The organism is Diaminobutyricimonas aerilata, from assembly GCF_002797715.1.
GTDB classification, from domain to species: Bacteria; Actinomycetota; Actinomycetes; order Actinomycetales; family Microbacteriaceae; genus Diaminobutyricimonas; species Diaminobutyricimonas aerilata.
The window spans coordinates 834,761-859,933 of sequence record NZ_PGFF01000001.1; the positions used below are offsets into that span (position 1 = coordinate 834,761).

Genomic DNA, 25,173 nt, shown 5'->3' on the forward strand with positions numbered 1-25,173 from the left:
CAACGCGCTGACGCCCGCGGTCAGCCGGCGGCGGGACGGTGGGTGGAGGTCGGCGCGGCCCGGTCGTCGATCGCGGCGGCCAGTCGGTCGAGCCGGTCGATCGCCTCGGAGAACCGGTCGGCGGCATCCCAGAGTGCCGGATGCGCGGTCCGGATCGCGGCGTCGTCGTCACCGGCGGAGCGCAGCGCGGCGAGGTCGTAGCTGAGGTTCGCGCGGGCTCCCGCGAGCGCGCCGCGCAGCGACGCCGTGGCGACGGCGACGTCGGCGATGAGAAAGGGCTTGCCGTGCTCGGCGAGCCACTCGAGGTCGGCGATGGCCGCGCATGCGTGCTCGCCGAGGGTCGCCGAGGAGCGTGCCGCGTCGAGCGACGCCGTGCGGATGTCGCCGTGGTCGCGGAAGGCCGCACCGAGAGCGCCCGACACCGTGGCGTCGTCGTCGGTCAGGCGCAACGCGGTCCGCTGCAGCGCACGGGCCCGCTCGGCCGGTTCGTCCGCCTCCGTGTACGCCGCGACCATCGACATGAGCCCCGCGGCGATCGACAGCATGACGCCGACCGCGGCTCCGCCGCCCGGCACCCCGGCCGGTTCGGCGAGGCGCCGCATCCATTCCCCGACGGTGGAATCCCCGGTCGACGGTACGTCCATGCCGTCAGTCTGCCCGCATCCGCCCCGACGCGCCTGGGCGCGATGGCCGGGTTCGACGCGGGGCGGGGGAGATGCTATCGTTGACCCTCGGTTCGGAGAACATCCCGAACGCGCACCTCTAGCTCAATTGGCAGAGCAACTGACTCTTAATCAGTGGGTTCCGGGTTCAAGTCCCGGGGGGTGTACGGATCGCCCCGTGAACTCTCGCCAGTTCGCGGGGCTTTTCATTTCCCGCCGCAGCCCGCGGCCGCGGGCGGCCGCGAATCGCCGGCGTGTGATCGCGCTGATGCCGCCCCGGCTCGCCGTCTGGACACTGCGTCGGCGCTCGACGCGGTGCCCAGAGGCGGCGGGCTCGACGCGGTGTCAGACGCGCGCGAGCGCCGGGTAGAGCGCCTCGAGCGGGGCGGAGAGCGCGGCCTTCGTCGCGCGGCTCGCCTCATCGGCGAGCACCTCGTAGTCGCCCGCCTCCAGGCCGTCGAAGATCGCCGCGACGATGTCGTCCGGGTTCTCCTTCGGCACGTCCAGCCGCTCGGTCATGGGGGTGTCCGTGTAGCCGAGGTGTGCTCCGACCAGGTGCGTCCCCTGCTCCCGCAGTTCGACGCGCAGCGCGTTGCTCAGTGACCAGAAGGCCGCCTTGGAGCTCGCGTAGACACCGGTTCCGAGCCAGCTGAGCGCCGAGTGGATGTTCACGACCGCGCCCCCGCCGTTGTCGGCGAGCACGGGGGCGAACCGCTGCGTCATCGCCAGTTGCGCCACGACGTTCGTGCCGAGGATGCGCCGGGCGTCGTCGACGGGGATCGACAGCACGCGTCGTCCGCCGTCGGAGACGCCGGCGTTGTTGATGAGGATCGTGGTGTCGGTGGCCACGGCGGCGGCCGCCTCGACCGACTCGATCGAGTCGATGTCGAGTGCGAGGGGGACGACTCGCGCGTCGTCCCACTCCTGCGGGGTGCGTGCCGTGGCGTACACCTTCCGCGCACCCCGAGCGAGTGCCTCGCGGACGAACGAGCGGCCGAGGCCGCCGTTCGCCCCGGTGATGAGCACGGTGGAGTCGCGCAGTGCGGTCATGACGGTGGGCCTTTCGTCGGCTGGGATCTGGTGCGGCGGATCACCGCACCTAGGTAGGAATTGCCAACCTAGCACCCTGGATATGGCAAGACAATCCAGCGTAGGATCGATCCATGATCAGCCCGGCCGAACGGAACGCGCGCTGCTCGGTGGCGCGCAGCCTCGAGGTGCTCGGCGAGAAGTGGACGCTCCTCGTCGTGCGCGAGGCGCTCGCCGGGGTGACCCGGTTCAGCGGGTTCCGCGAGCGACTCGGGATCGCCCCCGACATCCTCACGGCGCGGCTCGACACCCTCGTCGGGGCCGGCGTGCTCGAGCGTCGCCCCTATCGCGAGGCGGGTCGGCGTCAGCGTGACGAGTACGTGCTCACCGACGCGGGCCTGCGCCTCACCACGGTGCTCGCCGCCTTCGTCGACTGGGGCGACGCCCACCGGCCATCCGGCCACGGACCCGCCACCGTCTACGTCGATCGCGCCTCCGGCGAGCCCGTGCGGCTGGCGTTCCTGCGCTCCGACGGCTCGGAGCTGCAGCCCGATCGGGTGGCCACCGTGCCGGGTCCCGGCGCGCTGTCGGCGGCCGGATGACCGGCCCCGCGTCGTCCGAGACTGAGTATCCGCTCGACTCTCCCTGATGACACGAGAAGCGGTTCCTAGGCTTCCTCGCATGGCACGCACCCTCCTCGTCGTCGGCGGATCCAGCGGCATCGGCCGTGAGGCGGTGCGCGAACTGGCCCCGGACTTCGACCGCGTGCTCATCCTGGGACGGGATGCGAGCCGCGGGCGCGCGGTCGCGGAGTCGATCTCGACCACGTCGGACGCGCACGCCGCCGGGATCGATGTGTCGACCCGCGCGGGTCTCGCCGAAGCGGACGACTGGGTCCGCAGCGTCACCGGCTCGGTGCAGGCCGTCGTCTTCAGCGCGGGCGTGATGCCGCACCGCCGCGTCGAGACCGCCGACGGGCACGAGCTCAACCTCGCGGTGCATCATCTCGCGCCCTTCGGGCTGACCGCGTTGCTGCTCGACCTCATCGCCGACGGCAGCCCCATCGTGCAGGTCAACTCGGTGGGGCACCGGTGGCCCCTCGCCGGTGCGCGGCGACTGCGCCTGCCGCTCGACGACCTCGACTTCCGCCGCGACTTCGAACAGTACGAGGCGTACTCGCGGTCGAAGCTCGCCAATCTGCTCGCCGTCTACGGGTGGGCGCAGGTGCTCCCACGCGGCATCGTCGTCAACGCCCTCCACCCCGGTCTCGTGCGGACGCGCATCGGCCGTGATCAGCCCCTCGGTCGGGTGCGGCTGTACAACGCCATCGCCGTGCATCCTGCCATCCCGGGCGCCCGGATCGCGCGCCTCGTGCGGGCGGGTGCATCGCTCGGCTCGGGCGCCTACTGGGACCGCGACGTGCGTCAGGCGTCGTCGTCGCTCTCGTACGACGCCGAGCTGCGCGCCGGCTTGTGGTGGGAGACGCTGCGGATGCTCGAACCGTTGCTCTCCGAACGCGACGCCGTGCCTCCGACGCCCGACCGGTGATCCAGCCGGAGACGGGCGCCCGCCGGCGCCCGGGTGTCAGACTGATCGGGCGTGCCGGCCGATCGCCGGCGCTGGTCGTGGGGGAGGGGAATCCATGTCGGTGACGGTCCGAGCGATGCAGTGCGCTCCCGAGCGCGTGTTCGCGGTGCTGGCCAACGGCTGGCTCTACCCGTCGTGGGTGGTCGGCGCCTCACGGATGCGCGAGGTCGACGACTCGTGGCCACGGCCGGGGAGCCGGTTGCACCACTCGGTCGGGTCGTGGCCGTTCGTGCTCGACGACGAGACCGTGTGCGAGGAGTGGGATCCGCCCCGCCGGGCCGTGCTGCTCGCCCGCGGGTGGCCGCTCGGCGAGGCCCGGATCGTGGTCGAGGTGCGCGAGCGCCCGGGCGGATGCGTGGTGAGGCTGACCGAGGATGCGGTCGAGGGGCCCGGTGAGGCGGTGCCGCGCGTGCTGCGCGAGCCGCTCATCACCGTTCGCAATCGGGAGACGCTGCGGCGTCTCGCGTTCCTCAGCGAGGGCGGCGCGGCCTAGGCGGGTCCGCCGGACTCCGTGTCGGATTCCGTCTCGGCGTTGTGGTGGTCGGGCGACGGGGCGTCGGCGTCGTCGTTGCGACCGCTCCCTTCGCCCTCGTCGGCGAGTCGGCGCACTTCGCGGTCCTGCTCCCGTCGGAGCTCGAGGGACTCGTCGCGGGCGTCGTTGGTGGTGTCGTCGATGTCGGACATGACCCGATTCGACCACCGGCTCGACGAACGTCGGGGCGGAGCGGCCCGATGCTCAGGCGACCTTCAGGAGTAGCATCCCGGGCATGCCTCCCTGGGAGAACGTGATCGCCTTCACCCTGGCCGCCGCGGTGCTCATCGCGATCCCCGGCCCGAGCGTGCTGTTCGTGATCGGACGAGCGCTCGTGCTCGGACGCCGCGGCGCCCTGTTGAGCGTGCTGGGCAACACGGTCGGAATCAGCCTGCAGATCGTCGCCGTCGCCGCTGGGCTCGGCACGCTGCTCGAACAGTCGATCGTGCTCTACACGGTCGTCAAGTACGTCGGTGCCGCGTTCCTCGTGTATCTCGGGGTGCAGGCGATCCGTCACCGGCGCCGGATCGGCGCCGCCGACACGACCGCCGTCCCCACCCGGCGCATCGCCGTGCTGCGGCAGAGCGTGTTCGTGGGGGTGAGCAACCCGAAGTCGATCGTGTTCTTCGCGGCCGTGTTCCCGCAGTTCACGGATGCGGCCGCCGGACCACTGCCGATGCAGATGTTGGGGCTCGGCGCGATCTTCGCGGTACTCGCCCTGCTCATGGACGGCACGACCGCCCTGCTCGCCGGGGCGGCGCGTGACTGGTTCGCCCGGTCACCGCGGCGGATCCGCACGCTCAGTGCGACGGGAGGGGTGGCGATGATCGGCCTCGGCGCGGGACTCGCCGTGAGCGAGTCCCGCGCCTGAGCGCGGTCACTCGGTCGGCGGCGTCTTCGGCGTGCGCTTGGGAGCGGGCTTCGCCGCGGTGGAACGCGTGCGTGCCGGCGTCGAGCGCGGGGCGCGTGCCGGCTTCGGGGCGAGGTCGTCCGGAAGCTCCGTGGTCGGCGACAGCGGCTCCGCGGGCGCGATCCTCTCCGTCGGTGCGGTCGGCTGACGTTCCGCAGGCGCCGTGACGGGCGCCGCGCCGGAGCTCGCGGACGCCGGGGCGGTGACCGGACCGCCGTCGGCCGGAGAGGTGCTCGTGGCTCCGCCGGCGACGGTCGGGGTGTCGCGTGACGGGGCGGGCGTGGGCGTCGCCGCCGGCTGCGCGCCGCCGACGGGCGGCGTGGCAGGTGCTGCCGGGGGGCTCGCCGGGCTCGCGGGGCCAGCCGGCTGCGGGTGGTGGGCCGCGGGGGCGGGGTGGTGCGGGTCGGTCGTCGGCACCGCGGGCGCGTGCTGCGCCACGTAGAGCTGAGCGGCGCGGGTGGCGACGAGCAGGAACCGCACGAGGAAGAACCCGACGACGATCAGTCCGGAGATCAGGAGCAGCCAGCCCATGATCGACAGGGCGCCGGTCACCGAATGGAACAGTGCTCCGGGGAACGGGGAATCGAAGTCGTCGCGCACGTCAGTACTCCAGTTCGCGGTCGTTGTCAGTGGCTTCTTTCACGACGGTGCCGATCGCGATCGCGGTCGTCGCCGCCCAGCTCACCCACATGAGCAGCAGCCGCCAGTCGCGCGGACCCTTCCGCGTGGTCTGGAGCGTGGTGAACGCGCCGAAGATGGCGCTGATGATGGCTCCGTTGAACAGGAATTTGCGCATGTCGACTCCTTACGGTCGCCCCCACGCTAGCGAGCCGGGCTGATCGGAGACCAGCCGTCCAGTCGGCACGCAGGATGGCCCGGCGCGGATGATTGACGCGATCGACCGTCCTGGGTACGTTCTCACCTGGTGTTGGGCTCGGCGACGGTCGACAGTCTGGGGGCGTTCGGATGAGTTCGCAGTTCGAGGTCGTCGTGTACGGCGCCACATCGGCGGGCGTCTGCGCCGCCGTCGCCGCAGCGGAAACCGGCGCCCGCACGGTGCTCCTCGAACCGGGACGTCATCTCGGCGGCATGACCTCCGGTGGACTCGGCTACACGGACGTCGGCGACGTGCGGGTACTCGGGGGCATGGCCGACCGTCTGCGGCGCGACATCGCCGAGCACTACGGGGTCGCGCCCGGCCACTACGCCGGTCCCGAACCGCACGTGGCGGAGGCGATCTTCCGTCGATGGCTCGACGAGGCCCGTGTCGAGGTGATCTTCGATGCCCAGGTGACCGGGGCCGAGGTCGTAGAGGGCCGCATCCGCAGCATCCGCACCGCCGAGGGCATCGAGGTGGTCGGTGCCGTCTTCGTCGACGCGAGCTACGAGGGCGACCTGTTGCCCCTCGCCGGCGTCCCGTTCGCGATCGGGCGCGAGGACCGAGCGCTGTACGGGGAGCGGTTCGCCGGACGACAGGAACTCGCGCCCGGCCGGCACAACATGCCGCCGTGGATCTCGCCGTTCCGGGACGACCCGACCGGGCTGGAACCCGGAGCGCTCCTGCCGCAGATCAAGCCCGAGCCCCTCGCCGAGGTGGGCGCGGGTGACGGCGGGGTCATGTCGTTCGGATACCGCGTGTGCCTCACGACCGCGCCCGACCGCATCCCGATCACCCGACGCGTCGGATACGACGAAGCGCACTGGGAGCTCGGACGGCGCTTCTTCGCGGAGCACGGCGACCTGCCGACCGGGCGCTACATCGGGCTCGAGGAGAACCTGCCGGGCGGCAAGTGCGACGGCAACTCGCTCGGGCCGTTCTCGTTGAGCGTGCTCGACGGGTCGGCGTGGGAGTACCCGGACGCCTCGCTCGACCGTCGGGAGGAGCTGCGGCTGCACCACCTGCACCACGCGCAGGACTTCTTGTGGTTCCTCGGTCACGACAAGGCGGTGCCCGCGCACATCCGGCAGGAGTTCCAGCGCTGGGGCCTCCCCGCCGACGAGTTCGCGGACACGGGCCACCTGCCGCACCAGTTGTACGTGCGCGAAGCGCGCCGGATGCTCGGCGAACACGTGCTCACCGAGCACGACCTCGCGACGCCGGTCGCGCATCCGGACGCCATCGCGATGGGTTCGTACCACTTCGACATCCGTGAGGTGCAGCGCACGTGGCGGTGGGCCTACGAGCACCCGGCCCCGATCGCGTATGTCGCGACGGAGGGGTACCTGTCGGTCGCCGTGCCGCCCTACCAGGTGCCGTACCGCGCGTTGTTGCCGCGCCGGGAGGATTGCGCCAACCTGCTCGTCGCCGTGTGCGTGTCGGCGTCGCACGTGGCGTTCTCGTCGATCCGGATGGAGCCGCAGTACCAGATGCTCGGGCACGCCGCCGGAGTCGCGGCGGCGCTCGCCGCGGGCGCGCCGGGACCCGCGGCCGGCGCCGTGCACGAGGTGGACGTGCCGCGGCTGCAGCAGCGGCTCGCCGACGCGGGGCAGGTACTCGCGCTGTAGCCGGTGGGCGGCCGGTCGCGGTCGGGCTGTCGACGCGTTGTCCCAGTCGGAGAACCCGGTCGCTGAGCCGTTGCGGCGCGTTGCCCCGACGGAGAACTCGGTCGCTGAGCCTGTCGAAGCGACGATCCAAACTACCTTCTGCTACTCCTCCCCAGCAACACCGAAACGACGCTTCTCCACAGCGAAACCGCCTCCTGACCGGGTAAAACCAAATGTCAGTGGTCCGGTTCACGCTTTGAGTATGGACGAAGCGGCGGCGCTCATCGAGCAGGCGGAACACCTCCTCCGCCGCGCCGCCGCGCTCCCGATCGAGCACCTCACCGACACGGCCCTGTGCGATCTCACCGGACGCGTCGAACAGGTGGGTCGCCTCGCTGACGCCCTCCGGATCACCACGGCGGGTGAAGTCGCGGAACGCTCCCGCCCCGAACTGCGCAGCGAGGGCCTCGGATACCGACAGGGGTGCGCCCGCCCGGCGCACCTCATCGAGCGCATCAGCCGCGTCTCGCAAGCCGAGGCGGCGCGGCGGATCCGCCTCGCAGCTGCGCTGCGCACGCGCATGGCGCTGTCGGGCGAGGTGTTGCCTGCGTTGCGCCCGCTCGTCGCGGATGCGGTGCGCGAGGGGCGGATCGGTGTGGAGTCGGCCGGGCACATCGTCCGCATCCTCGACAGCGCCGACACGGCGACCTCGGCGCAGCTCGAGCATGCGGAGCGGATGCTCGTCGAGGCGGCCGAGGTCGACTCCGCGGATCTGGTGAAGACCCAAGCGCTGGTGTGGCGCGAGTACCTCGACCCCGATGGTGCCCGCCCACGCGACGAGATCCTCCGCGCGCAACGACGATTCTCGATCGGACGCGAAATGAACGGGATGACCCCGTTCTCCGGCGTCGCCGACCCGCTCTCCGCCGGACTCCTCCGCGCCGCGATGGCCGAGGGAACCGCCCCGGACCGGCAACCGCGGTTCCTGAGCGACGAGGACCTCGACCCGAGCGACCCGAGCCTGGACCCTCGCACGCGGGACCAACGCCAGTTCGACATCCTCATCGGACTCCTGACGGCCGGTGTTCGAGCACCGAGCGGCTCATTGCGAGCCACCGCGACGGTGAACATCGTCGTCCGCGCCGACCACCTCGACACCGGTCGCGGGGCGGCGTGGATCGACGACGTCACCGAACCGATCAGCGCGTTCACCGCCCGCACCCTCCTATGCGACGCCGACATCAGCACCGTCGTCCTCGGTGACAACGGTGAAGTGCTGCACCTGGGCCGTCGGGAACGGCTGTTCAGCCCCGCTCAACGCCGCGCGCTCGCGGTCCGGGACGGCGGATGCGTGTGGCCGGGCTGCACCGCACCACCATCGTGGTGTCACGCCCACCACCTCCTCGAATGGGAACACGGCGGCCCCACCGACCTCGACAACGGGGTGCTGCTCTGCGCTGCGCACCACCACATGCTCCACAACAGCGGATACCGAATGGAGACGATCCGCGGGAAACCGCACCTCCTCGCACCACCCCACATCGACCCCCACCAACGCTGGCGACCACTCGGCCGACAACGGGCCACCCGAACACCCGCCACCGCCGCACGCTCCGGGTGAGTAACCGGTCGCTGGCCCGGCGAAGCGATGGGTCGTACGGGGTGTTCCCTTCGACAAGCTCAGGGAACGGGGCGATCGCTGAGCCTGTCGAAGCGTGTCGCACGCACGCTTCCCTTCGACAGGCCGAGGGAAACCAGCACGGTCGCTGAGCCTGTCAAAGCGACGGGTCGCACGTGCTGTTCCCTTCGACAAGCTCAGGGAACGCAACCGGTCGCTGAGCCGGTCGAAGCGACCGGGTTGTGCGTGGTGTTCCGTTCGACAGGCTCAGGGAACGCAACCGGTCGCTGAGCCTGTCGAAGCGACGGTGTTCCCTTCGACAAGCTCAGGGAACGCAACACGGTCACTGTGTTTGTCGAAGCGACCGGGTTGTGCGTGGTGTTCCCTTCGACAGGCTCAGGGAACGGACACGCGCCGACCGCGGGTCAGGCGGTCGTGCGGGCGAGGGCGGGTGCGAGCAGGTGGTCGAGCGCCGCGTCGAGCAGCCGCGCGCCCTCCGGCGTCACCAACCACGGCGACAACGCGTCGCCGGCGAGGAAGAACGCCACCCGCTCGGCGCGGCCGTCGGCAGCGGGATATCGCACGATCACCGGACGCTGCTCCGCCACCGTGCGCGCCACGACCACGCCGCCCGGAAGGGGCACCGACGACGTCATGAAACCGGGACCGCGGTACACCCGCACCCGACCGGTGGACCCGGCCGCGAGCGGATCGTCCGCCGCCACCACTTCGACGGTCTCCTGAGTGACGAGTTCTGCATCACCGGTCGCCATCCCCAACTCGCGCAGGTGCGCCCACGCGAGCACCGGCACGCCCGGCGTCGCGGCGGCGAGAACCTGGTCGCGATCGCTGTCGCGCATGACGACGACGAGATCGGGCGTTTCGCCGGCCGCTGCGGCTCCGACCCGCAGACCGCGCGCCCGCAGCGCGTCGAGCAGGGCCAGCTCACCCGGCCGCGGTTGCGGTCGGTACAGCACGTGCACGAGGGGGCCGTCGCCCTCCGCTTCCGGGAGTGCGCCCGCGCGGCGCAGCGTCTCGCGGATGAACGGCGGCAGCACCGGCCGGAGCACCCCGGCGTAGTGCTCCTCGGCGTCGCGCAGCAGCGCGGCGACACGTTCCGCGTCACCCGACCCGCGGAGCAGCCGCACCGCCGCGCGGGCCGCCTCCGCGATCGACGCCCCGGACCGCAGCCACGGGTCGAGCGCCCGGGCGAGCGGGGTGGTGGCGTCCACGCGGCGGGGAGCCGCGGCGAGCGCGTCGAGCGTGTCGACCAGACCGATCGCGGGCGTGTCCTCGAGTTCCGCGTGCAGCTGCTCCGTGAGCCTCGGCGCCTGCGGCGCCGACGGCGGCCACGCGCTCAGAGCTGCGACGAGCGGGCGCAGTGCCTCCGCATCCGCGCCGGCCACCGCGTGGAGCGCGCGCTCGGCGGAGGACGCCTCGTCGAACGACTCCGGATTCCATGCCCACTCGGCGGCGCTCGCGATCGCGAACTTCGACGGCTCGTACTCGACCATCGGGTTGACGCTGATGCCGCGCAACGCCGAGCCGACCACATCCGTCGTGCGACCCTGCAGCGGTCCCAGAAAGAGCCGCGTGCGGTCGAAGTCGTTGACCGGGTAGTTGTCCCACAGCAGCAGGGGCCGCCCGTAGCTCGCCGCGGCCGCATCGATGTGGTCGCGGGTGACCTCGCCGACGACGATGTCGTGCCCGGTCCACCACACGAGCGTGTTCTCGGGCAGGGTCTCCCGCAGCCGATCGCGGTAGAGCGACGGGTCGATGCCCGCGTAGTCCATCGGCACCATGAGCACGGGGTCGGTCACTCCGTGCGGTTCGAGGAACTCCCGCTGGAACATCGCGCACGTCGCGCCGTGCGCGGCGCCGAGGGAACCGGCATCGTCGCCGAAGTGCGCGAGGTCGGGCGGATGACTCAGCTCCGGTTCGACGTCGTCGAAGAGCAGCGCGATCGAACGGATGCCGATGGACCACAACTGCTCCGCCTTCGCGAGCAGAGCGGCATGATCAGCCGGGTCGGAGAATCGCATCGTGACGGCCGGGTGCAGCGCGTACACGAAGTCGACGCCGTGGCGGGCGGCGGCGCGCACGAGTTCCGCGAGTCGGTTGAGCTCGTCCGGCGGATACGGCTCCCGCCAGCGCAACCGGTGGAACGGGTCGTCCTTCGGCGCGTACACGTAGCTGTTGAGCTTCATCCGCTCCGAGAACGCCATCAGGTCGATCCGCTGCTCGTGCGTCCACGGGTCGCCGTAGAAGCCCTCGATCACCCCGCGGCGGGGCAGCGTCGGCCAGTCGATGATCGTGAGCGCCTCGACGCTCTCGCCCAGCTCGGCGAGGGTCACCCGGGCATGGCGTTCCCCCGCCTCGTCGGCCGCGACGATCCTCACGCCGTCGGGGGAGACGACGAGCGCGTACCCCTCCGGCGGCAGGTCCGTGTGACCGGAACGACCGGAGCGCTCGACGGAGAGGGGCTGTTCGGCGAGGCGCACGACCGGTCCGTCGACGGTGATCAGGCGCGGGCGGGGGAGCAGGGAATCCGCCGTCCCCCCACTCGGGGTCTGCATGTGTGGCAACGTTACCAGATAGGCTTGTCGGCATGTCTCTGACGACAGCGACGAAGCCCGCTCAGCTGAGTACGACCGCCACCGGCATCCTCGTCACCGGCGAGGACTACCGCTTCGCGATCGAGTACACCAACGACGTCTTCGCGCGTTCCCCGTACGCCAAGCTCGGCGACCGCGACGGTCTCAATTGGAGCGACCTCAACCTCATCAGCTCGGCGCATACCGCCGGGCTCCCGGATGAAGTGCTCGAATACGGTCGGCCCGTCGCCGAGCAGTTCGACGACCGCGTCGTCATCACGCTCGATGTGCGCAGCACCGCGTGGGAACAGCACCGTCTCACCATCGTGTGCACCGCGCGCACGGTGGCGTTCACCGTGACCGTCACCGGATCCGGTCGTCTCACCGACCTCGTGTTGTTCGGCGGATCGGCGAGCACCGAACACGGCGCGACGGGCGTGTTCCGCTCGCGCATCGACTTCGCGAGCGTGCTCGTACCGGTACCGACCGAGCCCGTGCAGGTGGTGCGTCCGGCGCGCTCCTCCGCCGTGCTCGGCGCGATCGGCGACGCCGACCCCGGCCGGCTGAACGGCATCTTCTCGCCGCCGCCGCTCGCCTTCGGACTCGCGCGGGAACTCGCCGAGGGGCCGACGGATGTGCCCGGCGGGCAATGGCTCGGCATGTGGGTGCGCGAGGCGGTCGAGCGGCTCACCTTCACCGCCGTGCGCTACGAGCCGATCGACGGCGGATTCCACCTGCGCTTCAGCTACGAGGGTCACACGATCGTCGACGGCGAGTGGACCTCGCCGACCGTCGTGTTCCGTCACGCGGACGGCGGATGGGCGGTGCTCGAGGACTACCGCGCCGACCTCGTCGACCACGGATCCGCGCCCGAGGCCGCTCCGGAGGTCGCCGACTGGTGGCTCGAACCGATCTTCTGCGGATGGGGCGCGCAATGCGCGCGCGCCATGCACCTGCTGCGCGAGGTGCCGGATCCCACCGCCGATACCGAGGCGGAGTCGCCCGAGGAGGAGAACCTCGTCGTGCGGGCCGCGCCGAGCTTCGCGCGGCAGGACGTCTACGACGAGTTCCGGCTCACCCTCGAGCTCAACGACCTGCGTCCCGGCACGATCGTCATCGACGACCGCTGGCAGGCCGAGTACGGCACCGCGACGGTGGACGAGGAGCACTGGCCCGACCTCAAGGGCTGGATCGCCGACCGGCACCGCGAAGGCGTGAAAGTGCTGCTGTGGTGGAAGGCGTGGGATCCCGAGGGGCTCCCCGCGGACGAATGCGTCACGGATGCGGCCGGCCGGCCCATCGCGGTCGACCCGGCGAATCCTGCCTACCTCGAGCGACTCGAGCGCATCGTCGCGCACCTGCTCTCCGCCGACGGGCTCGACGCCGACGGATTCAAGGTCGACTTCACCCAGCGCACCCCCACCGGGCAGACGCTGCGCGGTCACGACGGCGTGTGGGGCATCGCCGCACTGCACCGTCTGCTCGACGTGCTCTACCGCTCGGCGAAGACGACGAAACCCGACGCCCTCGTGATCTGCCACACCGTGCATCCGTCGTTCGGGGACGTGGCCGACATGATCCGTCTCAACGACGTGCTCGAGAGGGACATCCACGGCGAGCGCGTCTCCGTCGTGTCGCAACTCGCGTTCCGGCATGCGGTCGCGACGCGCGCCCTGCCCGAGCATCCGATCGACACCGACCAGTGGCCGATGCCGAACCGGGAGCAGTGGCTCGACTACGTCGCCGCGCAAGGCTCGCTCGGCGTGCCGGCGCTCTACTACCTCGAGAGCATCGACCGCTCCGGTGAGCGCATCCATGCCGAGGACCTCGCCGCCGTGGCCGAGAGCTGGGCGGACTACCGGAAGGCGCTGCGCGCATGACGTCCCTCCCCGTCGGGGTTCCCGCGGTCGAGACCGTGCGTCCCGGCGTGCACCTCGTGCGCGACACCTGCAACGTGTACCTCGTCGAGGCCGTGCCGGATGCCGACGGCCGCCGTACGGCGATCGCCATCGACTTCGGTGCGGGGGCGGTGCTCGACGTGCTCGCCGACCTCGGCATCGACCGGATCACCGACGTGCTGATGACCCACCACCACCGCGATCAGGGGCAGGGGCTGCCGCGCGCCGTCGAGCACGGGGCACGCATCCACGTGCCCCCGGTCGAGGTCGACCTCTTCGCCGACGTCGAGCAGATGTGGCTCGGCCGCCAGTTCGACAACGACTACAACACCCGCCAGGACCGCTTCTCGCTGCTGGAGTCGGTGCCCGTCGCCGGCACCGTGCCCGAATACCGCACCGCCGAGTTCGGCGGCGTCGAGGTGCACACCATCCCCACCCCCGGCCACACCGTCGGCTCGGTCAGCTACCTCGTCGATCGCGGCGGCGAACGGCTCGCCTTCACCGGCGACCTCATCTACGCGCCCGGCAAGGTGTGGTCGCTCGCCGCGAGCCAGTGGTCGTACACGCACCACGAGGGGCCGGCGATGACGGTGATCTCGACACTCCTGCTGCGCGACGAGCACGTCGACGTGCTGCTGCCCTCTCACGGGCAGGTGATGACGGATGCGCACGGCGCTCTGGCTGCGCTGCACCGGTCGATGCAGCGCTACGTCGACAGCCGGCGCTGGTACCCCTGGGACCTCGAGGACCGCTTGCGCGTGCCCTGGGTGCGCATCAGCGAGCACCTGCTCATCAACCGGTCGAGCAACGCGACGGGCTACGCCCTGCTGTCGAGGACCGGCGAGGCGCTGCTCATCGACTACGGCTACGACATGACCACCGGACTTCCGGCCGGCACCGACCGGTCCGCCCGGCGGCCGTGGCTCGCCTCGCTCCCCGCGCTCAAGAAGCAGTTCGGGGTGACGAAGATCAGCGTCGTGCTCGCGACGCACTACCACGACGACCACATCGCCGGCATGCCGCTGCTGCGCGAGGTGGAGGGCACGGAGGTGTGGACGCCCGAGAACGTGGCGCCCATCCTCGCCGACCCGATGCGCTACGACCTGCCGTGCCTCTGGTTCGAACCGATCCCCTCCGACCGCGTGCTGCCGCTCGAGCAGTCGGTGCGCTGGAACGAGTACGAGATCGGCGTGCACGAAGAGGCCGGGCACACGCTCTACCAGGCGGCGTTCTCGCTGCGGGTCGACGGCATGACGGTGATGTTCACCGGCGACCAGCAGGAGAACCTGGGTGTCCCGGGGGACCGGCGCGAGATCCTCAACTACCAGTACCGCAACCGGTTCCGCATCGACGACTACGCCAAGAGCGCTGACCTCTACCGGCGGATCGGGCCGGGACTCCTCGCGAGCGGGCACTGGGAGCCACGCTGGGTCGAACCGGGGTACCTCGACTACCTCGCCCACGAGGGTCGCGAGCTCATCGCCCTGCACGAGGAGCTGCTGCCGCTCGACGAGTTCGCGATGGACGCCGACAGCGTCTTCGCCCGGGCGACCCCCTACCGTTCCCGCACCGCGCGCGGCGCCGATGTGGTCTACACGCTCGATGTGCGAAATCCTCACCCTCATGACGCGGATGTGCGGGTCGAGACGGTCGCTCCACTAGGCTGGCGCTCACCACGGGAGCCGATCGTGCACCGCGTCGCCGCGGGCGGCACGGCAGGGATCGAGATCGTGGTCGGAGCACCGGCCGAGCCGACGCGACGGGCGCGCATCGCGTTCGACGTGACGATCGGAGATCTCCGACTCGGTCAGCATGCGGAGGCTCTCGTCGACGTGGAATAGGGGTGGCAATGGGCGACGCGACGCCGACGGACGCGATCTCGCTGCCCCCTCTGCGCCGCGCCACCATCAAGGAGGTCGCCGAGGCCGCCGGGGTGTCACGGTCCACCGCGTCGCGGGCGCTCGCCGGCAACGGCTACGTCGCCGCTCACGTGCGCGAACGGGTGCGCGAAGCCGCCCGCGAGCTCGGGTACGTCGTCGACGCCACGGCGCGCAGCCTCAAGCAGCAGTCCAGCCGCCTGATCGGCGTGCTCGTCTCGGACCTGCGCAACAGCTTCTACGCCGACCTCGCCTTCGGCGCCGGCCGCGCCGCCCGCCGCAACGGCTACACGATGATGCTCATCGACGACGGCGGCATCCCCGACGACGAACTGGAGGCGGCGGAGGCGTTCGTCGCGCTGCGGGTCGCCGGCGTCGTCGGCACACCCGTCTCCGGGCACCTCGCCGACTTCCTCGTCCGTCAGCGCACGCCCATGGTCGAGGTCGACCGCCAGTTCGCGGAGGGCCGCGGCGACGCGGTCGTCGTCGACAACCGGGCCGCCGCGCGGGCCACGACCGAGCACCTGCTCGAGCTCGGTCACCGCCGCATCGCGTTGTTCATCGACGAGACGGACTGGACGACCGGCCGCGACCGGCACGAGGGGTACGCCGACGCGCTGCGCGCCGCCGGCATCGAGCTCGACGGCACCCTCGTCGTGCCGACCGGATGGGACGTCGACGCCGCGCATTCGGCCGCGCACCAGCTGCTGCAGACCGACCGGCGTCCCACGGCGATCTTCGCCGCCAACAACGTGCTCGCGGAGGGCGCCTGGCGCGCCGCCGCCGACCTCGGTCTCGCCGTGCCCGACGACCTGAGCCTCGTCTCGTTCGACGACGCCCCGTGGATGAGCATGGTGAGCCCCGGCGTGACCGCCGTCGTGCAGGACGCGGCGGCACTGGGCGAGGCGGCGATCGAGACGCTGCTCGAGCGGATCGCCGAACCCGGCGCGGCTCCGCGCTCGGTCGTGCTGCCCGCGCAGATCCGCCACCGCGGCTCCACGGCGTCCCCGCGCGCCTGACCGACCCGCGACGTCGCGACGGCTCTCCTAGCCCTGCTCGATGCGCAGGAGGTTGCCCGCGGGGTCGCGCACGGCGGCGTCGCGAACGCCCCAGAACTGGTCCGTCGGCTCCTGCACGACATCGGCGGCGGGCGAGGCGACGACCTTGTCGAAGGTGGCGACGAGGTCGTCGGAGCGGAACTGCACCATGCCGAGCTCACCCTTGGCGAGCAGGGCGGCGAGGGCGTCGCCGTCCTCCTTCGATCGGCCGGCCTGCGGCTGGGAGAGGACGATCTGGATCTCGGGCTGGCTCGCGGTGGCCAGGGTGATCCAGCGGAATCCGTCGTTCTCGACCTCGTTGGTCACCGTGAGGCCGAGCACGTCGCGGTAGAAGGCGGCGGCGGCGTCGGGGTCGTCGACGTAAATGTGCACGTGGCTGATCGATACGGTCATGTCAGCGACACTAGGCCGGTGCCGCGAGCGCTGCTTCTCCGATCCTGCTCTCTTCGCTCCGCCGCGCCGCGTCGGTCTTCCGGGGTCGCGTGAGCTTCATCGCGTGGCAACCGGAGACCGAGCGCAGATCGTCGTGGTCCCGCGCCCGGTACACCGACGGGGATTCCCCGACGAGCTGGGTGAACCGCGTGGAGAACGAGCCGAGGCTCGAACATCCCACGGCGAAGCAGACCTCGGTGACGCTCAACTCGCCGAGCCGCAACAGCGCCTTCGCCCGTTCGATGCGCCGGGTCATGAGGTAGGAGTACGGCGTCTCGGAGTAGGCGTCGCGGAAGCGCCGGCTGAAGTGCGCCGGGGACATGAGGGCGGTGCGGGCGAGCGCGGCGACATCGAGCGGCTGCGCGTACTCCCGGTCCATCTGGTCGCGGGCGCGGCGCAGCCGTCGCAGCTCGTCGAGATCGGCACTCACACGCACATTGTGCACCGGAGGGGCCCCGGGCGTCACCGGGCCAGCCGGTGCGAGGCGGCTGTCCCGGCGGTCGCGGCGATTCCGTACCCTCGAACCGTGATCGAATCCCCGAGCGGGCGCCTCGGCGCCGACATCCCGGACCGTCGCGGCAGAACCGGACTCGACCGGGTGGGCCGCGACCTCGACCGCAATCCCGACGTGCGCGTCGATGACGTCGAGGTCGTCTCCGACGGTTGGCATGTGCTGCGCCGCACGACCCTGAGCTACCGGCGCCGCGACGGGGTGTGGGAACGTCAGCAGCGCGAGACCTACGACCGGGGCAACGGCGCGACGATCCTGCTGTACGACCTCGAGCGGCGCACGGTGCTGCTCACCCGGCAGTTCCGCTACCCGGCGTACGTGAACGACCATCCCGACGGCATGCTGCTCGAGACGGCGGCCGGCCTGCTCGACGGCGACGCGCCCGAGGAGGCGGTGCGCCGCGAACTGGCCGAGGAGCTCGGGGCCGTCGTGGGGGAGGTGCGCCACGTGTTCGACCTGTACATGAGTCCCGGGTCGGTCACGGAGCGGGTGCACTTCTTCGTGGCACCGTGGACCGCCGGCGATGTGACGGGACCAGGTGGCGGCGTCGTCGACGAGGGCGAGGACATCGAGGCGGTCGAACTGCCGTTCGACGAGGCGCTGCGGATGGTCGCCGACGGCCGCATCGTGGACGGCAAGACGGTCATCCTGCTGCAGTGGGCTGCGCTGAACCTGTTCCCCGCGCCTCCGTCTGTCACGGTGCGTGCGGCGCGGATGCCCGACGAGCTGTCGGAGCTGACCCGCGTGTGGCGTGAGGCGGTGGAGGCGACGCACGACTTCCTCTCGGCCGATGACGTCGCCTATTACGCCGAGCAGGTGCGCACGACCTATCTCCCCGCGCTCACCGTGGACGTCGTCGCGCGGGGCGACGAGGTGCTCGGCTTCGCCGGCGTCGACGGCGACCGGCTCGAGATGCTCTTCGTCGGCGACCGGGCGCGCGGCACCGGCGTCGGCACGATGCTGCTCGACCACGCGCGGCGGAACCGCGAGCGCCTGCTCGTGGACGTGAACGAGCAGAACCCGTCGGCGCACGCGTTCTACCTGCGCCGCGGATTCCGGCAGGTGGGTCGTTCCGAGACCGACGGTGACGGCCGACCCTTCCCGATCCTGCACCTGGAGTGGATGCGCGACGCCGGCGTCGTTCTGACGACGGATCGGCTGCGGATCGCGCCGCTCGAGGTGGCGCAGGCGGCCGAGTTCGTGGCCTACCGCACGATCCCCGAGGTCGCGCGCTGGCAGAGCTGGGACGTCGACTACTCGCTCGATGATGCACTCGCCTACCTCGGCCCGATGCCCCGCGCGAGCCTGCCCGCCTCCGGCGAGTGGCAGCAGCTCGGCATCACCGATGCCGACGGGGCGCTGCTGGGAGACGTGGCCGTGCACCGCCTTGCCGACCAGCCCGCGACATTCGAGGTCGGGGTGACGCTCGCGCCGTCAGCCCAGGGGAGAGGGGTCGCCGCCGAGGCGCTCGGAGCGGTGCTGAGGGAGCTCTTCGCCGTCGGTGGCGCCCATCGCGTGATCGCCTTCTCCGACGCCCGCAACGAGCCGGTCGCCCGGCTGCTCGGCCGACTCGGTTTCCGTCAGGAGGCACGGCAGGTGGACGGCGACTGGTTCAAGGGCGAGTGGACGACCCTCGACCAGTGGGCGCTGCTCGAGCGGGAGTGGCGCGGCCGCGTCTGAGCGCGCGGTGCCGCATCCGCGAGCCCGGTTGACCGGGGGAGCAGCGGACCCTACGATCGACGCTGGGAACGATGTCACATCGTTCGGATCAACGCCGGCATCGGAGTACGGAGGAATGCATGGCGGACTCACCGCGCCCGGTTCTGGCGCTCGACATCGGGGGCACCAAGCTCGCGGTGGCGGTCGTCTCGGCCGACGGCCGAACCCACGGACTCACGGTCGAGCCCACCCGCAAAGAGGAGGGTCCGGATGCGGTGCTGCGTCGGCTCTTCGACATGGGCCACCGGGCGATGGTGACCGCGGGACTGGGTGCGATCTCGGCCGTGGGCATCTCGTGCGGCGGTCCGCTCGACGCGCGTGCCGGCGTGCTCATCAGCCCGCTGCACCTCCCGGGATGGGTCAACGTGCCGATCGTCGAGCTCGCGCAGCGGGAGTTCGGCGTGCCGGCGGTGCTCGAGAACGACGCGACCGCGGCGGTGCTCGGTGAGCACCGATACGGCGCGGCGCGCGGCGCCGACATCGCGCTCTACCTCACCGTCTCGACCGGGGTCGGCGGAGGCGCCATCGTGAACGGGCGACTGCACCGCGGAGCGGCCGGCAACGGCGGTGAGTTCGGGCACATCGTCGTCCGTCACGGCGGACGGCCCTGCCTGTGCGGGCGCAACGGATGCCTCGAGACCTACGCCTCCGGCACCTCGATCGCTGCGCGGGCCACCGAAGCCGTCGCCGCGGCGACGCAGCCCTCGATGCTCGCCGCGCTGCCGGTCATCCGCGGCGAAGACGTGTCGTCCACCGCGCTCGCCGGCGACCCGGTCGCGACCGAGGTATGGGACGAGACCGTCGCGACCCTCGTCGACGCGATCACCGACCTCGTCAACGTGTTCGAGCCCAACGTCGTCGTGCTCGGGGGCGGGGTCACCCGCTCGGGTGCGCAGTTGCTCGACCCGGTGCGCGCCGGCGTGCTGCGCGACGCCATGGCGCCGGCCGGCGCCGCCGCCCGCGTGGAGCTCGCGGGACTCGGCGACGAGGTGTGCGTCGTGGGCGCCGCCGCGCTCGCCTTCGATCGAGTGCAGGAGGACGCCCGTGTCTGAGTGGATGCGCGACCAGCTGGCCGACCACGTCAGCACCGCCGAGGCGATGCGGGAACTGCTGCCGCGGGTGCGGGCGGTGGGGGAGGCCCTCATCGCCGCGTACGAGGGCGACCATTTCCTCTACACGTTCGGCAACGGCGGCAGCGCGGCCGATGCGCAGCACTTCACCGGGGAGATCATCGGGCACTACAAGCGCGACCGTCGACCGCTCGGTGCCGTGACGCTGAGCACCGACTCCACCACGATGACGTGCATCGCGAACGACTACTCCTACGACGACGTCTTCAGTCGTCAGGTGACCGCGCTCGCCCGGCGCGGCGACATCGTCGCCGCATTCACCACGAGCGGCAGGTCGGCGAACATCGTCACCGCCCTCGAGGCGGCGAAGCGCAACGGTGCCACGACCGTGTTGTTCGGCGGCTCCGGCGGCGGCCCGGCACTCGAGTTCGCCGACCACGCCCTCGTCGTCCCCTCGTCGACGACCCCGCGCATCCAGGAGATGCACACCTTCATGCTCCACGTGATCAGCGAGATGGTCGACGCGTGGGCCGACGGCGACACCGAGTACCACCCGACCACCCCAGCAGGTGAGGAGAGCCCCGCGTGACCAGCGCCCCGATGGCCAACGCGCCGTCCGGACCCCAGCCCCGCGACCTCCCGGCGGCACCGCGCCCGGCGGCGACGCCCGACCGCACGCTGCACATGATCGGCAACGCGCACCTCGACCTGGTGTGGCTCTGGCCGTGGCAGGAGGCCTACCAGGAGGCACGCGCCACGTTCTGGTCGGCCATCCACCGCATGGAGGAGTACCCCGACTTCGTCTTCACGTGCGACCAGATGATCCTGCTCAGCTGGGTCGAGGAGACCGACCCGGAGCTGTTCGAGCAGATCCGCCGCCGGGTCGAGGAGGGCCGCTGGGTGAACGCCGGCGGCTGGTGGGTCGAGCCCGACAACAACATGCCGATGGGCGAGTCGTTCGCCCGGCAGGGGCTCTACGGTCAGCGCTACCTGCAGAGCCGGTTCGGGCGGATGGCCACCGTCGGCATGAACGTCGACCCCTTCGGCCACAACGCGATGCTGCCGCAGATCCTCCGCCAGCAGGGCATGGACTCGTACATGTTCCTGCGCCCCGGCCCGACGGAGAGCGACTTCGGCGACACCCTCTTCTGGTGGCAGGCGCCCGACGGCTCGCGCGTACTCGCGTACCGCATCCCGTTCGAGTACTGCAGCCCGCCCGGCGACGTGGTCGGGCAGACCGACAAGTCGCTCGCGCAACTCGACCGCAGCCACGGCGAGGCGATGGTGTTCTACGGTGTGGGCAACCACGGCGGCGGGCCGACCAAGGCGAACATCGAGTCGATCCACCGCTACGACCGGATGGGTTCCTTCGGAAGGATGAAGATGTCGTCGCCGCGCGAGTACTTCGACGAGATGCTCGGCCGCGGGCCGCGCTTCCTCGACGGTCTGAACGTGCGGGCCGACGACCTTCAGCACCACGCGCCCGGCTGCTACTCGGCCCACTCCGGCATCAAGGCGTGGCAGCGCCGCGCGCAGTTCGCGGTGCTCAACGCCGAGCGCTGGGCGGCCGTGTCGACCGTGCGCGAGGGCATCGAGTACCCGCGCGACGACCTCGAGCGGGCGTGGAAGCAGGTGCTGCTCAACCAGTTCCACGACACCATGCCTGGCTCCGCGATCGAGCCGTCGTACGACGACGCCCGCGACCAGCTCGGCGAGGCCACCGCGATCGCGAAGCGCATCATCGCGCGAGCGCACAACCTCATCGCGAAGCGCATCGACATCCCGATGGATGTCGCGACGCAACCGGTGATCGTCTTCAACCCGCACCCGTGGCCGGTCACGGCGGATGTCGACCTGCAGTACGGCGCGCAGCCGGCGGGCGTGCACATGGTCGACGCCGACGGTGCCCCCGTGGTGACGCAGCGGAGTCAGTCCACCGCGACCACGGACGACCGCAACCGCGGTGCGATCGTGTTCCGCGCGGAGGTGCCGGCATTCGGCTACCGCCTCTACCGCCTACGCCCCGGCGCTCCCGAGCAGCCGCCCGCATCCGGAGCCCTCACCGTGACGGACTCGTTGCTCGAGAACGAGCACGTGCGCATCGAGATCGATCCGGTTACCGGATGGATCTCGTCGTTCGTCAACAAGGCGACCGGCGTCGACGTGATGGCCGGGGTCGACGGGGCACAGCACACGCAGGTGTGCGACGACCCGACCGACACGTGGGGTCACCGCGTCATCTCGTACGCGTGGCCCGGCGCGACGATGGAACTGAAGCGCATCGTCGTGCGTGAGACCGGGCCGCTGCGATCGCGCGTGCGCGTCGAACGGGAGTGGGGCCGGTCGACCCTCACGGAGGAGTTCGTGCTGTCGCACGATTCCGGGGTGCTGCGTGTCAACGTGACCCTCGACTGGCGCGAGCAGGCGCACCTGCTCAAGCTGCGCTTCCCGACCTCGCTCACCGACCCGCGCGCCACCTATGAGATCCCGTACGGCACGATCGAGCGCCCGGTCGACGGGGCGGAGGAGCCCGCGCAGTCCTGGGTCGACGTCACCGGCACGGTCGACGGCGCTCCGGCGGGGCTCACCGTCATCGCGACGAACAAGCACGGCTACGACGTGTCGCCCGGCGACGAGCCGAGCATCGGCATCACCGCGGTGCGCAGCCCGGTGTACTCCTGGCACGATCCGCGCCTGCTCGACCCTGAGGGGTTCTACTCCTTCCAGGACCAGGGCATCCAGCGCTTCAGCTACGAGCTCGTGGCGCACGACGGCGACTGGCGCGCCGCCCAGCCCGCCCGGCGCGCCGCGGTGCTCGGTGCCCCGGTGCGCGCCCAGCTCGAGTCGTTCCACGACGGGGAGCTGCCCGCACAACTCTCGTTCGCGGCCGACGGCGGCGGGCAGGTCATGGTCACGGCGATCAAGGGCAGCGAGGACCCGGCGGCCGACGGTTCCGCCGACCTCATCGTGCGCGCCGTCGAGACGACGGGCGCTGCGGCGTCCGCCCGCATCGAACTGCCGCTCGTGGGTCGCACGCTCGAGGCGGACTTCGGGCCGAGCCAGATCCGCACCTTCCGGGTGCCCGTCGACCCGGACGCGCCGGTCGTCGAGGTGGATCTGCTCGAGTTCCCCCTCGGCGGCGACGGCGACGGCGACGTGTCGGATGTCCGCACGGCGGGCGTGCCCGCTGCCGAGGGTGCGTCCGCCCCCGCGATCCCGGCAGACGGCGTCGAACCGGAGCCGCCGGTGGTGCCGTCGACCGACCTCGACGCGGAGTGACGACGGTGGAGCATCCGGCCCTCGACGTCCGGATGCTCGCCGAGGTCGCCCCCGGCGAGCCCGCCGCCGCGCATCCGGAGTCCGAGCGGTTCCGCACCGCCGAGCGCTGGGTCGACGAGGGCGACGGCGCCTGGCGGGTGGAACTCGGCGTCACCTGGCGCGGTGAGGCCCCGACGCGGGCCGCGGTGCGCGCCGCGCTCGCGCTCGGCGGCGCGAACGACCCGTGGTGGCTCATCCCGGGCGCGTTCTACGGCGAGAACCGCCCCGCCGCCAACGACCGGGTGTTCCCGCGCTTCGAGGTCGGTGCGTCCGCGCCCGACCGTCACGCGGCGCAGGTGAGCGACGAGTGGCATTTCCGCGCCGACCGCGCTGCGACGCCGGCGGTGTTCGTCTGGCCCGCCGTCGGCGCTCCCGGCCTCGCGATCGCGAGCACCGAGCACTCCGCGCTCGGACTCACCGGACTGGGTTTCGCGCACCGCGACGGCGTGGCGCACATCGCGCTCACCTTCCCGTTCCGGGAGTTCCCGGTGACCTACTACGGCAGCGGGGAGGCCCGCCCGGCGGAGCACTCGGTGCGCGAGTGGGCGCCCGGAGACACGGTGCGCCTCGAGTTCACGGTGCACGAGCTGCCCGCCGACCGGCACTCCTACGCGCCCGTGCTGCGGAACCTCCATGCGCGAGCGGCCGCATCCGCACCGCTGCGTCCGTGGGTCGATGTGCCCACTGCTGCGGCGCTCGCCGCGGAGGGGCTCACCCGCTGGCACTTCGACCCGGAGCCGGGCGTGCTGCTCGAGACGGTCGGCTTCGATCGCGAGGTGAGCGGTCGGGACGGCAGGAGCGTCGACAGGCAGGCGATGCACGTCGGCTGGGTGAGCGGCATCCCGTGGGCGTACGCGCTGCTGCACCACGGCCTGCGCACCGGACGGACGGGCGAGGTGGATGCCGCCCGCCGCGTGATCGACTTCATCACGGGGGAGCTGTCGCCGTCCGGCACGTTCTGGGGAACCTGGTACCGCGAGCACGGCTGGACGCAGAGCTGGACGAACCTCAAGCGCGGCCTGCACTCCCGCACGCTCGGTGAGGCGACGCACTTCCTCGTGCGGGCGCTCGAGCTGATCGACGACGACACGTGGCGGGCCGCCGCGCGGTCCAACCTCGACGTGGTCGTCGGGCGTCAACGCCCGGACGGCAATCTGGGCCACATCCACCACGCCGAGACCGGTGAGGTGCTGTCATGGACGGGTTCGGCGGCGCTCGCGTGGGTGCCCGCGCTCCTCGAAGCCGCCGGATGGGACGACCGCTACCTGCCGGCAGCGGTGCGCGCGGGGGAGTACTACGCGCGTTTCGTCGAGATGGAGTACCTGCACGGGGCCCCGGAGGACGTCGACCTCGCGCCGACGTCGGAGGACGGCTACGTCGCGATCATGGCGTACATGGCGCTGCACCGGGCGACGGGGGAGCGGCGCTGGCTCGACCTCGCCGCGCGCGCCGCCGATTGGACCTTCACGTTCCGCTACAGCTACGACGTGCGCTTCGACCCGACGACGATCCTCGGCGTCTACGACTTCGGGACGCGGGGCGCGGATCAGGCGTCGAGCTCGAACCAGCACCTGCATGCCTACGGCCTCGTCTGCACGCGGGAGCTGCTCGACCTCGCGGAGGCGACCGGCGACATCCATTACCGCGACCGCGCGGAGGAGGCCCTCGCGTGCTTCCGCCAGTTCGTGGCCCGGCACGACGGGGACTTCAACGCCTACCGCGGCATGGTGAGCGAGCGGTTCTACCAGACCTCGTGCTTCCAGCCGAAGGGCATGCTGCTTACCCTCTCGCACGCGTGGAGCGCCGGCGTGCTGCTGCTCGGCTGCGAGCAGTGGCTCTCCGCCGATCCGTCTGCCTGAGCGGGAACGACCCGG

22 protein-coding genes and 1 tRNA gene are annotated in these 25,173 nt (G+C 71.5%); 15 read left to right on the plus strand and 8 right to left on the minus strand.

Annotated features, from left to right (window positions below; all coding sequences use genetic code 11):
• Nucleotides 1–20: 20 nt before the first annotated feature.
• A complete protein-coding gene (locus tag CLV46_RS04055; protein ID WP_100363588.1) occupies nucleotides 21–644 on the minus strand; it encodes a cyclodeaminase/cyclohydrolase family protein in 624 nt (207 codons plus the stop codon).
• Between the two features lie 112 nt (nucleotides 645–756).
• Here CLV46_RS04055 and CLV46_RS04060 point away from each other — a divergent pair.
• Nucleotides 757–829 (plus strand) — tRNA-Lys (locus tag CLV46_RS04060).
• A gap of 178 nt (nucleotides 830–1,007) precedes the next feature.
• On the opposite strand, the gene CLV46_RS04065 is transcribed toward CLV46_RS04060, so the two are convergent.
• Nucleotides 1,008–1,712, minus strand: a complete 705-nt coding sequence (locus tag CLV46_RS04065; protein WP_100363589.1) for an SDR family oxidoreductase — start codon at nucleotides 1,710–1,712, stop codon at nucleotides 1,008–1,010.
• 113 nt (nucleotides 1,713–1,825) lie between these two features.
• On the opposite strand from CLV46_RS04065, the gene CLV46_RS04070 reads away from it, so the two are divergent.
• The 3 genes from CLV46_RS04070 to CLV46_RS04080 all read left to right on the plus strand — a co-directional run bounded on the left by CLV46_RS04070 (nucleotide 1,826) and on the right by CLV46_RS04080 (nucleotide 3,771).
• Nucleotides 1,826–2,293, plus strand: a complete 468-nt coding sequence (locus tag CLV46_RS04070) for a winged helix-turn-helix transcriptional regulator (protein WP_170028522.1) — start codon at nucleotides 1,826–1,828, stop codon at nucleotides 2,291–2,293.
• Between the two features lie 79 nt (nucleotides 2,294–2,372).
• Nucleotides 2,373–3,239 (plus strand): SDR family NAD(P)-dependent oxidoreductase, encoded by an 867-nt coding sequence (locus tag CLV46_RS04075; protein ID WP_170028524.1) that lies wholly within the window; start codon nucleotides 2,373–2,375, stop codon nucleotides 3,237–3,239.
• Between the two features lie 94 nt (nucleotides 3,240–3,333).
• On the plus strand, nucleotides 3,334–3,771 hold the full coding sequence (locus tag CLV46_RS04080) for an SRPBCC family protein (protein WP_100363591.1): 438 nt from the start codon (nucleotides 3,334–3,336) through the stop codon (nucleotides 3,769–3,771).
• Here the strand turns inward: CLV46_RS04080 and CLV46_RS04085 are convergent.
• Nucleotides 3,768–3,962 (minus strand): hypothetical protein, encoded by a 195-nt coding sequence (locus CLV46_RS04085; RefSeq protein ID WP_100363592.1) that lies wholly within the window; start codon nucleotides 3,960–3,962, stop codon nucleotides 3,768–3,770. The genes CLV46_RS04080 and CLV46_RS04085 overlap by 4 nt on opposite strands.
• Before the next feature lie 83 nt (nucleotides 3,963–4,045).
• Between CLV46_RS04085 and CLV46_RS04090 the strand changes: the two genes are divergently transcribed.
• Nucleotides 4,046–4,681 (plus strand): LysE family translocator, encoded by a 636-nt coding sequence (locus tag CLV46_RS04090; protein ID WP_100363593.1) that lies wholly within the window; start codon nucleotides 4,046–4,048, stop codon nucleotides 4,679–4,681.
• 6 nt (nucleotides 4,682–4,687) lie between these two features.
• Here the strand turns inward: CLV46_RS04090 and CLV46_RS04095 are convergent, their stop codons facing one another.
• Both CLV46_RS04095 and CLV46_RS04100 read right to left on the minus strand, forming a co-directional pair.
• Entirely contained in the window at nucleotides 4,688–5,320 is a 633-nt protein-coding gene (locus CLV46_RS04095) for a hypothetical protein (protein WP_100363594.1), read from the minus strand.
• A 1-nt stretch (nucleotide 5,321) separates the two neighbouring features.
• A complete protein-coding gene (locus tag CLV46_RS04100) occupies nucleotides 5,322–5,516 on the minus strand; it encodes a hypothetical protein (protein WP_100363595.1) in 195 nt (64 codons plus the stop codon).
• 170 nt (nucleotides 5,517–5,686) lie between these two features.
• Here CLV46_RS04100 and CLV46_RS04105 point away from each other — a divergent pair, with 170 nt between their 5' ends.
• Both CLV46_RS04105 and CLV46_RS04110 read left to right on the plus strand, forming a co-directional pair.
• Nucleotides 5,687–7,225 carry an FAD-dependent oxidoreductase gene (locus CLV46_RS04105; RefSeq protein WP_100363596.1) on the plus strand — a complete coding sequence of 513 codons (1,539 nt, stop codon included), beginning with the start codon at nucleotides 5,687–5,689 and terminating at the stop codon, nucleotides 7,223–7,225.
• Between the two features lie 241 nt (nucleotides 7,226–7,466).
• Nucleotides 7,467–8,825, plus strand: coding sequence for an HNH endonuclease signature motif containing protein (locus CLV46_RS04110; protein WP_100363597.1), 1,359 nt, complete (start codon nucleotides 7,467–7,469; stop codon nucleotides 8,823–8,825).
• A gap of 422 nt (nucleotides 8,826–9,247) precedes the next feature.
• Here CLV46_RS04110 and CLV46_RS04115 read toward each other — a convergent pair whose 3' ends face one another.
• Nucleotides 9,248–11,398 (minus strand): protein O-GlcNAcase, encoded by a 2,151-nt coding sequence (locus CLV46_RS04115; RefSeq protein WP_100363598.1) that lies wholly within the window; start codon nucleotides 11,396–11,398, stop codon nucleotides 9,248–9,250.
• A 32-nt stretch (nucleotides 11,399–11,430) separates the two neighbouring features.
• Here CLV46_RS04115 and CLV46_RS04120 point away from each other — a divergent pair, with 32 nt between their 5' ends.
• From CLV46_RS04120 to CLV46_RS04130, 3 genes are read left to right on the plus strand one after another with little or no spacing between them, the layout of a single operon-like run.
• Nucleotides 11,431–13,296, plus strand: a complete 1,866-nt coding sequence (locus CLV46_RS04120) for an alpha-amylase family protein (protein ID WP_100363599.1) — start codon at nucleotides 11,431–11,433, stop codon at nucleotides 13,294–13,296.
• A complete protein-coding gene (locus CLV46_RS04125) occupies nucleotides 13,293–15,155 on the plus strand; it encodes an MBL fold metallo-hydrolase (RefSeq protein ID WP_100363600.1) in 1,863 nt (620 codons plus the stop codon). Before CLV46_RS04120 ends, CLV46_RS04125 begins: the two co-directional genes overlap by 4 nt.
• Before the next feature lie 8 nt (nucleotides 15,156–15,163).
• Nucleotides 15,164–16,210 (plus strand): LacI family DNA-binding transcriptional regulator, encoded by a 1,047-nt coding sequence (locus tag CLV46_RS04130; protein ID WP_100363601.1) that lies wholly within the window; start codon nucleotides 15,164–15,166, stop codon nucleotides 16,208–16,210.
• A 27-nt stretch (nucleotides 16,211–16,237) separates the two neighbouring features.
• On the opposite strand, the gene CLV46_RS04135 is transcribed toward CLV46_RS04130, so the two are convergent.
• Nucleotides 16,238–16,642 (minus strand): VOC family protein, encoded by a 405-nt coding sequence (locus CLV46_RS04135; RefSeq protein WP_100363602.1) that lies wholly within the window; start codon nucleotides 16,640–16,642, stop codon nucleotides 16,238–16,240.
• Between the two features lie 10 nt (nucleotides 16,643–16,652).
• Nucleotides 16,653–17,060, minus strand: coding sequence for a helix-turn-helix transcriptional regulator (locus CLV46_RS04140; RefSeq protein WP_100365888.1), 408 nt, complete (start codon nucleotides 17,058–17,060; stop codon nucleotides 16,653–16,655).
• A 147-nt stretch (nucleotides 17,061–17,207) separates the two neighbouring features.
• On the opposite strand from CLV46_RS04140, the gene CLV46_RS17110 reads away from it, so the two are divergent.
• The 5 genes from CLV46_RS17110 to CLV46_RS04165 all read left to right on the plus strand — a co-directional run bounded on the left by CLV46_RS17110 (nucleotide 17,208) and on the right by CLV46_RS04165 (nucleotide 25,158).
• Nucleotides 17,208–18,872 (plus strand): GNAT family N-acetyltransferase, encoded by a 1,665-nt coding sequence (locus tag CLV46_RS17110; RefSeq protein WP_100363603.1) that lies wholly within the window; start codon nucleotides 17,208–17,210, stop codon nucleotides 18,870–18,872.
• Between the two features lie 119 nt (nucleotides 18,873–18,991).
• Nucleotides 18,992–19,963 carry an ROK family protein gene (locus tag CLV46_RS04150; protein WP_100363604.1) on the plus strand — a complete coding sequence of 324 codons (972 nt, stop codon included), beginning with the start codon at nucleotides 18,992–18,994 and terminating at the stop codon, nucleotides 19,961–19,963.
• The gene (locus CLV46_RS04155; RefSeq protein ID WP_100363605.1) at nucleotides 19,956–20,570 is read left to right on the plus strand and encodes a D-sedoheptulose-7-phosphate isomerase; all 615 of its coding nucleotides are present in this window, start codon (nucleotides 19,956–19,958) and stop codon (nucleotides 20,568–20,570) included. Before CLV46_RS04150 ends, CLV46_RS04155 begins: the two co-directional genes overlap by 8 nt.
• Entirely contained in the window at nucleotides 20,567–23,260 is a 2,694-nt protein-coding gene (locus CLV46_RS04160) for an alpha-mannosidase (RefSeq protein ID WP_245866494.1), read from the plus strand. The genes CLV46_RS04155 and CLV46_RS04160 overlap by 4 nt, the downstream gene beginning before the upstream one ends.
• Entirely contained in the window at nucleotides 23,257–25,158 is a 1,902-nt protein-coding gene (locus CLV46_RS04165; RefSeq protein WP_245866496.1) for a YyaL domain-containing protein, read from the plus strand. The genes CLV46_RS04160 and CLV46_RS04165 overlap by 4 nt, the downstream gene beginning before the upstream one ends.
• The last annotated feature ends 15 nt before the right edge of the window (nucleotides 25,159–25,173 follow it).

Excerpts from the sequence above, each read along its gene's own strand:
- CLV46_RS04055 (WP_100363588.1), bottom strand. The coding sequence starts at position 644 with ATGGACGTACCGTCGACCGGGGATTCCACCGTCGGGGAATGGATGCGG.
- CLV46_RS04065 (WP_100363589.1), bottom strand. The coding sequence starts at position 1,712 with ATGACCGCACTGCGCGACTCCACCGTGCTCATCACCGGGGCGAACGGC.
- CLV46_RS04070 (WP_170028522.1), top strand. The coding sequence starts at position 1,826 with ATGATCAGCCCGGCCGAACGGAACGCGCGCTGCTCGGTGGCGCGCAGC.
- CLV46_RS04075 (WP_170028524.1), top strand. The coding sequence starts at position 2,373 with ATGGCACGCACCCTCCTCGTCGTCGGCGGATCCAGCGGCATCGGCCGT.
- CLV46_RS04080 (WP_100363591.1), top strand. The coding sequence starts at position 3,334 with ATGTCGGTGACGGTCCGAGCGATGCAGTGCGCTCCCGAGCGCGTGTTC.
- CLV46_RS04085 (WP_100363592.1), bottom strand. The coding sequence starts at position 3,962 with ATGTCCGACATCGACGACACCACCAACGACGCCCGCGACGAGTCCCTC.
- CLV46_RS04090 (WP_100363593.1), top strand. The coding sequence starts at position 4,046 with ATGCCTCCCTGGGAGAACGTGATCGCCTTCACCCTGGCCGCCGCGGTG.
- CLV46_RS04100 (WP_100363595.1), bottom strand. The coding sequence starts at position 5,516 with ATGCGCAAATTCCTGTTCAACGGAGCCATCATCAGCGCCATCTTCGGC.
- CLV46_RS04105 (WP_100363596.1), top strand. The coding sequence starts at position 5,687 with ATGAGTTCGCAGTTCGAGGTCGTCGTGTACGGCGCCACATCGGCGGGC.
- CLV46_RS04110 (WP_100363597.1), top strand. The coding sequence starts at position 7,467 with ATGGACGAAGCGGCGGCGCTCATCGAGCAGGCGGAACACCTCCTCCGC.
- CLV46_RS04115 (WP_100363598.1), bottom strand. The coding sequence starts at position 11,398 with ATGCAGACCCCGAGTGGGGGGACGGCGGATTCCCTGCTCCCCCGCCCG.
- CLV46_RS04120 (WP_100363599.1), top strand. The coding sequence starts at position 11,431 with ATGTCTCTGACGACAGCGACGAAGCCCGCTCAGCTGAGTACGACCGCC.
- CLV46_RS04125 (WP_100363600.1), top strand. The coding sequence starts at position 13,293 with ATGACGTCCCTCCCCGTCGGGGTTCCCGCGGTCGAGACCGTGCGTCCC.
- CLV46_RS04130 (WP_100363601.1), top strand. The coding sequence starts at position 15,164 with ATGGGCGACGCGACGCCGACGGACGCGATCTCGCTGCCCCCTCTGCGC.
- CLV46_RS04135 (WP_100363602.1), bottom strand. The coding sequence starts at position 16,642 with ATGACCGTATCGATCAGCCACGTGCACATTTACGTCGACGACCCCGAC.
- CLV46_RS04140 (WP_100365888.1), bottom strand. The coding sequence starts at position 17,060 with ATGGACCGGGAGTACGCGCAGCCGCTCGATGTCGCCGCGCTCGCCCGC.
- CLV46_RS04150 (WP_100363604.1), top strand. The coding sequence starts at position 18,992 with ATGGCGGACTCACCGCGCCCGGTTCTGGCGCTCGACATCGGGGGCACC.